This window comes from Candidatus Poribacteria bacterium, assembly GCA_028820845.1.
Taxonomy (GTDB): Bacteria; Poribacteria; WGA-4E; order WGA-4E; family WGA-3G; genus WGA-3G.
In genome coordinates this window covers 1-12,605 of record JAPPII010000076.1, presented here as the reverse complement: position 1 = coordinate 12,605, position 12,605 = coordinate 1, and the positions used below count along the sequence as shown (strand labels likewise).

Here is a 12,605-nt window from a genome sequence, read left to right as displayed (position 1 = left end):
ACCCGAATTTTTATGATAATATATCAAGAGTCAAAGACGTGTTGTTTGCAATCTCTCCATGTTGTCGCAAAATGCAGATTTCCGATGTCAGCAACGGAAGGAGCATCATGAAAAAACCCTCCCGCAAAGTGTGGCGGTTCCTAAATTCAAATTTTGATAGTAGTGTAAAATTAGCGTCGGAATTGGGGATTTCTATCTTCACTGCGCGACTGCTTGCCAATCGCGGGATAAAGGATGCTGCCGAGGCGCGAACGTATCTCTATCCGTCTTTTGATGAATTACACGACCCTCTTGAATTTGCTGATATGGGTAAAGCCGTTGACCGAATAAATAAGGCGATGGCGCGGGGTGAAAAAATCTGTATCTATGGGGATTACGACGCTGACGGTACAACCGCAACGGCACTATTACTCAACACGTTTCGCCGGTTGGGTGCTCCTGCCGATTACTATATTCCGAATCGGTTCGGAGACGGTTATGGACTGAGTGAAGATACCGTGAAAAAAATCCGCCGCGAAAAGAACACCAAACTGCTGATTACTGTGGATTGCGGTATCAATGCTGTTAAGGCGGTCGCGTTAGCCAATCAACTCGGTATGGACGTTATTGTCACTGACCACCATCAACCAGAGGGAGAGCAGCCACCCGCATACGCCGTAATTTCGGCGAAGGTGCCGGGAAATACATACCCTTACACCGAACTTGCAGGGGTCGGGTTAGCCTTCAAATTGGCGCAAGGGTTAGTAAACGATAGATCATTTCTTGAGTCCCAACTGGATTTGGTCGCCTTAGGGACAGTTGTGGATATGGCACCCCTCACTGGGGAGAATCGAATTTTGAGCCGTTTGGGGTTAGCCGAGCTTAACAAGCGCGAACGTCCGGGAATTCACGCGTTATGCGAAGCCGCAGGACACAAACTCGACCAACCGCTTGATGGATATAGCCTCTCTTTTAAATTGGGGCCCCGTATCAATGCCGCTGGGCGGATGGACACTGCGGATAAAGCGGTTGAGCTGCTCACCACCGATTCCGATGACGTTGCGGCTCGGATTGCACCGCTACTCAATAAGGCAAATCAGGAGCGGCAGGAATTAGAACGCGAGATTCAAGAGCAGGCTGTTGAGATAATTGAAACCGAAATAGCGGATAACACCATCGGGATTGTTGTTGCCAGCGACAGGTGGCGAGGAAAAGCACAAGGTGTTGTCGGGATTGTCGCTTCTCGCCTGCTTCAAACCTATTACAAACCCGCGATTGTGCTTGCTATTGACGGTGATGAAGCGACTGGATCCGGACGTTGTATAGAAGGAATGAACCTCGCCGATGCACTCGTTGATTGCACGGAATTGCTCGTGAAACACGGTGGACACGCAGCGGCAGCCGGGCTGACAATCAAAACTGAGAATATCCCGCAATTCAGAGTCGCTTTCAACGAAGTCGCTTCTAATTGTCTAACGGCAGCGGAACTACAACCGAAACTTGACCTTGAGTTTGAAACACATCTGCCACTTCTAACGTTAGAAACACTAAAGGAATTTGAGCAATTTGAACCCTTTGGACAAAACAATCCTAAGTTCCTTTTTGGAGCACGCCGCCTCAATATTAGTGACGGCCCTTCCCTGATGGGACCGGAGAAAAATCATCTACGTATGACGCTAACAGATGGAAAGATCGGACGGCGGGCTATCGCATGGCGCGCAGGAGAAAAACGCGTCGACTTCATAGGTTCCAACCTATCCCTCGATATCGCCTTCTCTCCACAAATCAACGAATGGCAGGGCAGGCGATCTGTCCAACTCACCCTTGAGGATTGGCAGGTTCGCCGCGAAAGTAGGGGGATGAAATGGGACGTGTTTCCAAAACGCGACGAGCCCTCTCCTGTGAAGCTCGTTGACAAACGGAACGGAAATAAAAAAGAATACCTTTTAAACTTGCTCGCCAGGGAAGAGTCCTGTATAATTTATGTACAGGACGAGGAGATGTTGGATCTTCTCCTCACCAAACTTTTACCCGAGAGTATTGAAGGCATCGCGCGGCACGATGCAACAACCTCGATGGTTGAAACGGCTGAGTTATTGAAGCAGCTCCATAGTGGTGAACTCCGAGCAATCGCTTCAAGTAGCACTTTTTCGCACTATGAAGCGTTTCCGTATGTTCCACACTTTGTCTTCTGCCACCTAACACCGAATTCCGATGCATTTTTCAAACGGTGTAGACCTGCTTTCGTCTCTGACAGCACCTCCTATCTGCATCTTATCTATAACGACACGGATGCAACGCATATACACAATTGGATTGCTCAAAAATATCCGACAAAAGAGGTTTTACGTCACTTATACGCCGATATGCGAAAGGCTATCCAATCCAACGGTGTCGTCGGCTATCCCGAAGCAGAAATGCTTAATGGTAAACTCGGTGGAGCCCTGACTGTTCAAACTGGACTCACGATCTTTGAAGAATTGCGGTACATTACACGACATGGTGAACCGGGGCAGAGGCTTGTCAAACTCCTTCCTGCCGAGAAAAATGATTTATCCTTTTCTGGTACATATCTTGAGGGGGAATGGATTAAACAGACATGCCCCGCTTTTATTGAATTTCAACTGAAGGCAAATATTGAATCTATGTGGGAGATTATAGAAGATGAGTCTCAAGTCCCTAATAACCCAGATTCAAGCATATAATCCGGATGCAGAAGTTGAACTGCTGGAGCGATGCTATCGCTTCGCACAAGATGCCCATAAAGGACAACGTCGGAAATCTGGTGAACCGTACTTCACGCATTGCGTCAAAACTGCTGAAATACTTGCCGAACTCCGGCTCGATACGCACACAATCTGTGCAGGACTCATGCACGATGTCCTTGAAGATACCGGTATCACACGTCAAGAGATGCAGGTAAGGTTTGGTGCGAATATCGCGAATCTTGTTGAGGGTGTCACAAAGATAGGTCAATATCATCTCAATGTCTCTCTTCTGCCTGCCCCTGTTGCTACAACCACGGTTGAGGACCGCGTCCATCGGCAGCGCCAAGCAGAAACCTACCGCAAACTTCTTTTAGCGATGGCGGAAGACATGCGGGTCATTCTTATTAAACTCGCAGATCGACTCCACAACATGGAGACGTTGAAATTCCTTTCGAGCGAGAAATGCCAACGGGTCGCAAAAGAGACATTGGAAATTTACGCACCGATCGCACACCGATTCGGCATCTGGCGTATCATGAGTCGTCTTGAAGATTTAGCGTTCAAGCATCTCTATCCTGGAGAATATCGGAAAATTGCTGAACTCTTGAATCAAAAACTTGACGAGCGAGAGGCGTATTGTGAGAAAATGGTAAAGCAGATTCGACAGGAACTTGAGAACCGCAGCATTTTTGCCGATGTCCACGGCAGGACAAAGCACATCTACAGCATCTACCAGAAAATACAACAGAAAGGGACACCCTTCAGCGAAATCCGAGACCTCGTTGGACTCCGGATCCTCGTCAAAACCAACGTTGACTGCTATACCACACTCGCTGCACTCCATCACAAATGGAGTTATCATCCAGACCGACTTCGCGATTGGATCGGACAGCCTAAGAAAAACGGCTATCAATCCATCCATACCACGATTCTTGATGACGGTAAACCGGTAGAGGTCCAGATTCGCACATATCAGATGCATAAGGTCGCTGAAGACGGTATCGCTGCGCATTGGAGTTATAAGGAAGGGGTTCCCAGAAGTGAGCAGGGACGTTCGATTTTCGCCAGTTATAAGCAGATACTTGACGATATACAGGAAATCCAAGACAGCCCACATCAGTTCGTGGAGTCAATGAAACTTGAACTCTTCCAAGATGAAGTATACGTCTTTTCTCCGAAAGGTGATTTGTTTACCTTACCCGCGGGGGCTACTGTCATCGATTTTGCCTATAAAATTCATACGGATGTCGGGCATACATGTGTGGGGGCAGAGGTAAATGGGAGTGTTGCCCCCATTCGACGCGTGCTTGAGAATGGAGACCAAGTTAAAATTCGGACACAGGCAAATGGGAAACCGAGCCGGAGTTGGTTACCTTACGTCAAAACCGCTACAGCCCGTGGGAAAATTAAACACTGGTTTCGTGAAAAGGATAGGGCTGACGCACTGGAATTAGGCAAAAAATTTCTCGACGCTGAACTGCGTGCTGCCTCTCTTACCTCGCGTGACTATCTCAATTCTCCGAAGTTATTGGATATCGCGAAGCAACTCAAACTCAAGAACCTTGATGAACTTTTCGTCCGAATCGGCAACGGCAATGAGTCGGCAACTCAGGTTGTTAATTTGTTAAAACCTGAGACCCCGAAACCTGAGGCTGCGAAAGAGAGTATCCGAGCGCGAAAAACCGCATCAGCCCCAGCCATACAACTCGAAAATGACATTGATTTGGGCATGATGCGGATCATGAAATGCTGTAATCCGATACCAGGGGATCAGGTCGTCGGCTACCTAACTCGCGGACGCGGTGTTTCTGTCCATAGAGCAGGGTGTATCCGTGTCCTTGATGAACCCGAACGACTTTTATCTGTGACCTGGCTCGAAAAGTCTCCCGCCGACAATGGAAACCATCCTCCTGACATCTATCCTGTAAAAATCTTTGTGGAGTGCAGTGACCGTCCCGGGATGCTCGGTGAAATCACAACTGCTATCGCAAAGTACAAGGTAAACATCCGATCTGGGAATTTCCAACCCTCCATAGAACGTCTTGAGGCAACAGCTTCTGACTATTTCACAATCGACGTTACAGGGGCTGGACAACTCGAAGAAGTCATGCAGGCGATTCGTCGTTTAAAGGGTGTACAGCGTGTCACCCGTAAGTTCTAATCTCACTTCGTGGTGTGAGCCTAATCTTCAGTCGAGACGTACTTCCCTATTAAGCCGCTGGCATTTTCGATATAACTTTGGTAATTTTCCCGCTCCGTATACATTTGGCGCAGACACGGATTCGCTTCGTGCCTTCCTCGGTTTGAACCCGAACCCGTTGTAGATTTGGCATCCAACGGCGTTTTGTGTGCCGGACGGATTTACTAATCTGGTTGCCTGTTATGGGACGTTTACCGCAGACCGTACAGATGCGTGACATGTCTCACTCTCCTCTCTTCTTTTTCACTAAATCCCTTTTCTAAACCTAAGTATTAATAATACCACAATTACAGGGGAAATGCAAATTTCTTTGTCATCGACAACCGATAGCCGAAGCCCCAAAATAGATGTGACTTTTTTCTCAGAATCTGATATACTAATACTACATACCCAAGCCTTGCATGCCCATTTCTTTCAATACGGGAGAAGTAATTTTCGTTTCCTTAAACATTGGTTACCAAAATAAAAAATATGAAAGTCGCCTATATTACCGCAGGTGCTGCCGGAATGTACTGCGGAACTTGCATACACGACAACACTATCGCCACAGTTCTGAAGAAACAAGGGCATAACATCGCGCTTATACCTACCTATACCCCTACCCGAACAGATGAGACGAATGTGAGTTTAGACCGAGTTTTTTTCGGCGGCGTTAACGTCTATCTCCAACAGAAGCTTTCGATCTTCAGGCACACGCCATGGGCATTTGACAGACTGCTGGACAGTCCAACGCTGTTGAACGGATTGGCGCGGTTTAGCAGCTCAACCGATGCGCGAGACCTCGGGCAGTTGACTGTATCTATGCTCCGGGCTGAACAAGGGCATCAAAAGAAGGAATTGACGAAATTGGTCAAATGGATCGCTGAGGAGAATAGACCCGATATCGTCTACCTCACCAATTCCATGTTGGTTGGATTCACCAGAGAAATTAAAAAGGTGTTAGATGTTCCAGTTATCTGTGGCCTTCAAGGCGAAGACATCTTCCTGCAAGATCTAATTGAGCCGTATAAAACGGAAGCCTTGGATCTACTCCAGGAGCGTGCTGCTGAAGCGGACGGATTTATCGCACCTTGTCAATACTATGCGCAATTTATGGCGGATGTCTATCTTAAATTGTCTGTTGATAAGATTGACGTGGTTCCACTCGGATTAAACATGGACGGACACGGTCTCCCTATTGAGAAACTCGAACCGCCACCTTTTATTATCGGCTATTTGGCTCGCATTTGTCCTGAAAAAGGATTACATATTTTGGTGGATGCTTTCCGTAGAGTCGCTGAGACATTCGGTGCTGATAACGTTCAACTCCATGTCGCTGGATACCTTGGGAAGAAAGATGAACCCTATCTTGAAGAACTCGTAAACCAAATTCAGGCGTGGGGGTTATCAGACAGTTTTGTGCATTATGGCGAAGTGACGCGCACCGAAAAAATTGATTTCCTCAATCGTCTGCATGTCTTTTCAGTTCCTACCGTTTACCGTGAATCTAAAGGATTATCTATCATAGAGGCACTCGCTAACGGAGTCCCGGTTGTCCAACCCCGGCACGGCGCATTCCCTGAGATGCTTAAGGCAACCGGGGGCGGTGTGCTTGTCGAACCTGAATCGGCTGAAGCAGTGGCAGCCGGCATTATGGAGCTCCTTAACGATACCGATCAACGTGAGCATTTCGGGAAAACCGGAAAAATCAATGTGCATCAGCACTTTAATGATGAAGTCGTAGCGGAACAACTCTTGAAGGTGTTTGGAAACTATACCTAATACTTTAACAACTACGGGCGCGCTTTGGAAGCGGACTCGCCAAAAAATCGAAAAGGAACGAATTATGGTTAAATGGTTGATTTTTGTTTTCATGACCGTCTCAGCATGGGGACTTTACGGTGTCTTTCTACATCAAGGACAGGTTTCGATGGCAGATCCCGTACATGGACGTTACAAAGCGTTTCTCTTTGTCGGACTTGCCTACCTACTCGCCGCTGTCATCGGCTCTGCCTTGATGCTCATCGGATCTAACTGGCAATTCACAGGCAGTGGGGTTTCTTGGTCCTTCGTGGCAGGACTTGTTGGTGCGATTGGAGCGTTTGGGGTCTTACTCGCTTTTGGTGCTGGCGGTAGACCTGCCGTTGTGATGTCGATTGTTTTCGCAGGCGCGCCTATTGTAAACGCTATCGTTGCGACCCTGTCACATCCGCCTGCAGGGGGATGGGGCACAGTCCGCTGGCAGTTCGTTGCAGGCATCTTGCTCGCTGCACTCGGTGGATGCTTAGTTATGCTCTATAGACCTACTTCATAGCACATCTTCTAAAGGAAGCCGTTGCGCCTCTGACATTGATCTGTCGGAGGTCAACGGCTGTGTTTCTTTTCTTACCCTTCCGCCTATCGGCGCACTTTCAAAAAAACGCACTTTTTACTATCCTTTTCACACAAGGTGTCTCTAATAAGCAAGAAGGGAGCGTTTTCATGTCTGTAGGCGAAGCTTGTAAGCCGATATTACAAAGTCAAGAAGTAACTGAAGTAGGTGATGCCGAGTTGGTCGTCGCGGCACTTGCAGGGAATACATCAGCGTTTGATGTATTGGTGAACCGTTATCGACGCGCGATGTTGACAGTCGCACAGCAGATTGTCCAAAATTCTGCCGATGCAGAAGATGTCGTGCAGGACGCGTTTTTGCGTTCTTTTGAGGCACTCCCACAACTCACCGATCTGAACAGATTTGGGGCATGGCTCCACTCTATTACTCGAAACCGCGCTTTGCGTTACTATAAGAATGCCAGCCGCTACCAACCAGAAGAAGATATGGAACTCCATTTAAATAGAGTATCAGATACATCACAAGCGGATCCAGCGCGCATTGTAGAACGGGAGTTAACGCAAGAGGCTATTAGAGATGCCATACAAGATCTTCCTAACGATTATCAAGAGGTTATTCAACTCTACTATTGGGCAGAGATGCCGCAAAAACGGATCGCTGAATTCTTGTCTATTCCGCTGACGACTGTCAAATGGCGGTTGCACAAAGCGAAGGATCTCCTGAAAACGATCTTGGAAAAACGCGGGTACGGAGTGGATATATAAGCGAGTTGTTAGTTGTCAGTTACAGAGAGGTAAAAAATTATGGAACAACCAAGACCGAACGAACTCAAAGCACTGTTTCATACGCTTGAGCACACCGCAAAAATCACAGAGGATGCAGCCTTGACAGATGCCTTTAAGGGCGGCGAACAGCGATGCATCTCCCAATTCAATAACATCCTCAAACGTCTGCGCGACCTGAGTGCTGTGCCTGATAGACTTTTTGAAGAACTTGCGGACGATGCGTCTTTTGGTCAAATCGGAATCGCATGCCATCAGCTCGCAGCATACCTCAACGAAGAATTGGACACCGTTTCCGATTTCAAGGGATGGTTCGATAGTTTTTTCGGAAAAAGGTTCATGGAAAACCTAACAGAGGAACTCACAGATAAACCGTTCGGTGATTTGATTCGGCGAGCGGTCCCAGATTTCTTAACCGAGACCACGCTTGAAGATATAACCGAAGTGTTTCCTGTCGCAGCTGGGGGCAAGTTAACCGTCAATACGGACTTCGGCGCAATTGACGTACAGAGCGCGGAGACTGACACTGTTTCCGTGCGCGTGCAACGTTCTGCACAGTTGAAAGCAGACCGACGGGCAGGAGAAATCCTCAAGAATTTCGAGGTCCAGCTGACACACGAAGCCTCTGACCTTAAAATCGAAGCAAAATTCAGAGGCTCCGAAAAACAGTGGAAAAAGGCACAAAAACGTTTAGACATTCAGTTTAGTCTCGTTGTGCCTCGACACTACTCCCTCGATTTGAAAACAGCAAGGGCAGAAATTTCCGCTGTTGATATAACCGGAGACGTGAATGCTAAAACAGCTGGGAGCCGACTCCGTTTGGAAAATATAACAGGATGTATTCAGGGGAAGACCTCCGGTGGGAACATTGATCTCAAGGCATTCAACGGCGATGTTGACCTTCAAACAAGCGGCGGGAATATGACACTTGAGACAGGAACGGGTGATGTCAAAGCGAAGACCTCTGGCGGAAACCTTCAATTTGCCAATGTCACTGGGGTCGTTAATGGAAGAACCTCCGGCGGGAATATCACACTACGTCGCTGCAAAGGCGGCGCAGACGTAAAAACGGCTGGTGGCAGTATTGAAGTAGAAAACGATGGTCCCATCCTTGCGAAAACGACGGGCGGCACTATCCGTTGCCAACTTCAAAAGTCGTCTACACGTCAAAGCCTATTGCTGGATTTAGAGGCGATAGGAGGCGGGATGAATATCTCGCTCGTTCCAGATATCGCAGCGACAGTTGAGGCAAAAGTACTTGGTGGTGCGGTAACAACAGAATTACCGGTGACGGTCGAGGGAGGTCCCGTCAAACCTAACGAGTTGCAGGGAACGATCAACGGCGGCGGTCCGCTTCTCAAGCTCCGTTCCGTTGGTGGAAGTATCATGCTCAGAAAAACCGAAGAAGAGAACTAAAAAGGTAGGCGCGGTTTTCCCAACCGCGCCAATGAAAGAGGCATAACATGTTCGGCAATAGACGTAGCGAATTAATGTTAGTTGGACTGCTCGTCTGGCTCATAGTGAGTATGGGGGTCCTTATCGTGCTTCTGCTGCCATTTATCGTGCCGCACCACCAGTTAGCGCAATTCGTCCCCGAATGCATATCGCAAGTCAAATTTCAGAAACCGTGTGCTTTCTGCGGAATGACCAGCGCATTCTATGCCATCTCACGCGGAGACTTCACGGAAGCGTATCACTTGAATCCGTTGAGTCTTTATATCTACTCTCTATTTGCACTCAATACGTTCTGTGCAGTCCTCACTTTAAAATACACAACACGTTTTGTTAAAAATCTGGGAGCGACGCTTCCCAGTCATAACTTGGAGATTAATTCATGAATCTACTCTCAGGTCTCAGTTTAGTTTGGGGGATATTGGCTATTCTTGGAATGGTCGTAGGTTTTATCCCTTGTCTCGGTTCTATCAATTACCTTAACATCCCATTTGCCGTCTTTGGATTACTTTTCAGTGTCCTCGCGCTGGCGCTATCGTCAAACAAAGAGTATGCGATTGCCGGGTGTGTCCTTTGTGCCGTCGCTATTTTCTTGGGAGCCATCCGCCTCGTCTTGGGATTCGGAATTTTCTAATTTCGTTGGTTGCCTAACTGCCTTGACTTTCATTGTGCTTCTCCATGACGGCATGTTTTGAGTGGTGGGCATCTTTTAACGTGGAGAGAATATCCAGCACTTTATCCAATTGGGGTGGGTGCTCGGTATTAAGGAGATAGGTGAGAGCCTGTGGACTGAGATTTGTCCACGCGACAAGTTCTTCAATTCCGCCCTGCGCTTCTGCAATATCTTTCATGGAGAGTAAGAGCATCTCAATGTTGCCATCTTTATCAAAATCTTGGAGTGCAGCTTCAAGATAACCTTTTGCAAATTCTGGTTGTGCAAGGTCTTTAAGAAGATAGTCTTTAAAAGGGGTTGTGCATTGTTGAAGTTTAACATTTATATTCATGGTAATTATTCCCTCATTTGCTCCAGGAAGTCGTCCCAATAGTTTTGTGCCCTAATAATATCCCGTCGTTGTGTTCCTTTGGTCCCTCCACAAAGTAAAATCACAATGTCATATTGAAAGACCCCAAAGTAGACGCGATACCCAGGTCCGTAGTGGATTCTCAATTCGTATAAGTCTTTATTCAATCGCTTGAAATCGCCAAAGTTTCCTGATCGTAATCGTGAAATTCTATTTGAGATTGCTATCTGGGTCTTTTGATCCTTAATTCGCATGTACCATCGCTGATATGGATTGCTTCCGCTTGACGTAATATAGTGGAGTATCTCTCTGGGGCGAATTTGCATATTTTAAGGATAAAGCATTTTTAGCGAATTGTCAACTCTTTTCACGGCGTAGGGGTGTGGACATATTTTGGCAGCGGATTGTCAGAATGCACGTCGCATAAATCAACGGTATGAATGCCTTAGGGAAACCTGAACCGGGGCGAGTACGCCGCAAATCAGAATGGACAGGATTCAAGGATTTGCAGGATTATACAGCCGTGAATATAGTTTTAACTTAACAGCATATTTTTCAGGCGATCTGGCTTCAAAATGTTACACCAGTGTAACATTTTGTGTGTGGCGTGTAACTTTAGAAAACCCAGTGGCCGTAAGGGTTTGTTGACGTTTAATTTTCTTTTCTGAAAAAAATAATTTGGCGAAAAGTGTAACATTTTTGGTTAGCGGTCAGCGGTCAGGGCGTTCCACTCTCAGCAGTCAGTAAAAAACTTCTGTGGTCGGCTGAAAACGTTTGTGTCGGTTTCCGCGCCAGTACTTTGTAGATTGATACAATGTTCGTCCCTTTGGGAAGTCTCATACTATATTATACTCTATTTGCTAAATTTTGTCAAGTTAAAATGTGTTGGTAATTTATATCCTGATTCAGACAATGAGCAGCACATGTTTTCTCCTTATTTTGTATGGCTCGCCGAAAGTCCTAATCAGGAAATGTGACGCGCTCGTAAATTTCCTGCAAAGGCAATTCGCATTGGATAGAAGGGAGGGGCAGAATTTCATCGAGGGTTTGGAAATCGGTGAGAACCCACTGTCTCTCTTGACGACGGTAATGTTCAACAAGGACTCGGTCTTGGGCAACAAGGATGTACTCCTGCAACGATGGGAGTTGACGATAGTGTGCGAATTTGTCACCTCTGTCGTACGCTTCGGTTGATGGGGAAAGCACCTCTACAACAACAATCGGGTTCAGAAGCGTGTCGAAAAGGTCATCTTCAAAACGAGGTTCTTCACAGACAACACCGACATTTGGATAGAAATAGGATTTGGCTTCGGGAATGCCGATACGCATTTCGTTGATGAAAACAAAGCATTCAGTGCCTTTCAAACAGGTATGGAGTTCACCAGCGACATTGCCTGTGATAAGATTATGTGCCCGGTTAGAACCCGACATTGGGATAATATCTCCGTCCATATACTCATGTCTAACTATCTCTGAATCGGGCAGGAATTTGCGTTCAAACGCGATGTATTCTTCCGGTGTGAGGTGGGTTTGTGCTGCAGGGGTCGCCATGATTCTTCTCCATAAATTTTTAGTAATTTTATTATAGCGCAGTTCCGGGCGGATGTCAAGATTTTTACATGTCTTCACCCAAGATAAAACAAGAGATGCCGATTGACACGTGAACATTGTTAAGATAAAATGGATTTAATGAATCATATACCACATCGAAAGGAAAAACAATGCATTGTCTTGATTATGGACTTTCTTTTATCAACACTGTTGGTAACGGAAATGCCCCGCGCTTTTGGGTCGAATCTCGATGCCGCATCATAGATGACACAGATGGCAGTTTCAACGATTATTACCAATGCGGTTCGTGTAAGAGTGAACACACCTTTGCGGAGAAAAATCTGTTCATAAACCCAAACTATGACTTCCTCCCCGTTTTTGGTGAAGAACATATAGCGGTCTTTAGAAGGCATGCGTACTGCAACGATAACTACGTCGAGTATAGACCGGCGCGGGAGTATTGGGGAGGTCCCCTGTTTGATGTGCAAGAGGCATCGCCGGTCCAGGTCCTTGAGAGCAACGCAGCCATTTTTGAGGCGACACAGAAATGTCTACGTAGTGTTTACATTTTGTTAGCAGTGATCAATATAGCTGCGAAAT

The 12,605-nt window shown here is 46.8% G+C and carries 13 protein-coding genes; 9 read left to right on the top strand and 4 right to left on the bottom strand.

The annotated features are described in order from the left end of the window. The first annotated feature begins 107 nt into the window (after positions 1-107). Positions 108-2,684: a single-stranded-DNA-specific exonuclease RecJ gene (gene recJ, locus OXN25_15640; protein ID MDE0426286.1), complete on the top strand. Its 2,577-nt coding sequence runs from the start codon at positions 108-110 to the stop codon at positions 2,682-2,684. After that, positions 2,644-4,848: a bifunctional (p)ppGpp synthetase/guanosine-3',5'-bis(diphosphate) 3'-pyrophosphohydrolase gene (locus OXN25_15635; GenBank protein MDE0426285.1), complete on the top strand. Its 2,205-nt coding sequence runs from the start codon at positions 2,644-2,646 to the stop codon at positions 4,846-4,848. Before recJ ends, OXN25_15635 begins: the two co-directional genes overlap by 41 nt. Before the next feature lie 49 nt (positions 4,849-4,897). On the opposite strand, the gene rpmB is transcribed toward OXN25_15635, so the two are convergent. Further along, positions 4,898-5,107: a 50S ribosomal protein L28 gene (gene rpmB, locus OXN25_15630; GenBank protein MDE0426284.1), complete on the bottom strand. Its 210-nt coding sequence runs from the start codon at positions 5,105-5,107 to the stop codon at positions 4,898-4,900. Between the two features lie 251 nt (positions 5,108-5,358). Here rpmB and OXN25_15625 point away from each other — a divergent pair, with 251 nt between their 5' ends. The 6 genes from OXN25_15625 (at position 5,359) to OXN25_15600 (ending at position 10,066) form a co-directional block, all read left to right on the top strand. Next, entirely contained in the window at positions 5,359-6,648 is a 1,290-nt protein-coding gene (locus OXN25_15625; GenBank protein MDE0426283.1) for a glycosyltransferase family 4 protein, read from the top strand. A gap of 64 nt (positions 6,649-6,712) precedes the next feature. Then, a complete protein-coding gene (locus tag OXN25_15620; protein ID MDE0426282.1) occupies positions 6,713-7,180 on the top strand; it encodes a hypothetical protein in 468 nt (155 codons plus the stop codon). 167 nt (positions 7,181-7,347) lie between these two features. After that, positions 7,348-7,962, top strand: coding sequence for an RNA polymerase sigma factor (locus OXN25_15615; GenBank protein ID MDE0426281.1), 615 nt, complete (start codon positions 7,348-7,350; stop codon positions 7,960-7,962). A gap of 39 nt (positions 7,963-8,001) precedes the next feature. Beyond that, complete coding sequence (locus OXN25_15610; GenBank protein MDE0426280.1) at positions 8,002-9,396, top strand: hypothetical protein; 1,395 nt, start codon at positions 8,002-8,004, stop codon at positions 9,394-9,396. A 47-nt stretch (positions 9,397-9,443) separates the two neighbouring features. Next, positions 9,444-9,818, top strand: a complete 375-nt coding sequence (locus tag OXN25_15605) for a DUF2752 domain-containing protein (protein MDE0426279.1) — start codon at positions 9,444-9,446, stop codon at positions 9,816-9,818. Continuing rightward, positions 9,815-10,066, top strand: a complete 252-nt coding sequence (locus OXN25_15600; GenBank protein MDE0426278.1) for a hypothetical protein — start codon at positions 9,815-9,817, stop codon at positions 10,064-10,066. The genes OXN25_15605 and OXN25_15600 overlap by 4 nt, the downstream gene beginning before the upstream one ends. Before the next feature lie 13 nt (positions 10,067-10,079). Here OXN25_15600 and OXN25_15595 read toward each other — a convergent pair whose 3' ends face one another. The 3 genes from OXN25_15595 to OXN25_15585 all read right to left on the bottom strand — a co-directional run bounded on the left by OXN25_15595 (position 10,080) and on the right by OXN25_15585 (position 12,005). Next, the gene (locus tag OXN25_15595; GenBank protein MDE0426277.1) at positions 10,080-10,436 is read right to left on the bottom strand and encodes a transcriptional regulator; all 357 of its coding nucleotides are present in this window, start codon (positions 10,434-10,436) and stop codon (positions 10,080-10,082) included. A gap of 5 nt (positions 10,437-10,441) precedes the next feature. Continuing rightward, positions 10,442-10,780, bottom strand: a complete 339-nt coding sequence (locus tag OXN25_15590; protein MDE0426276.1) for a type II toxin-antitoxin system RelE/ParE family toxin — start codon at positions 10,778-10,780, stop codon at positions 10,442-10,444. 634 nt (positions 10,781-11,414) lie between these two features. Beyond that, complete coding sequence (locus OXN25_15585; GenBank protein ID MDE0426275.1) at positions 11,415-12,005, bottom strand: Uma2 family endonuclease; 591 nt, start codon at positions 12,003-12,005, stop codon at positions 11,415-11,417. Positions 12,006-12,175: 170 nt separating this feature from the next. On the opposite strand from OXN25_15585, the gene OXN25_15580 reads away from it, so the two are divergent. After that, on the top strand, positions 12,176-12,605 hold a 430-nt coding region (locus OXN25_15580), incomplete at its 3' end, for a hypothetical protein (GenBank protein MDE0426274.1).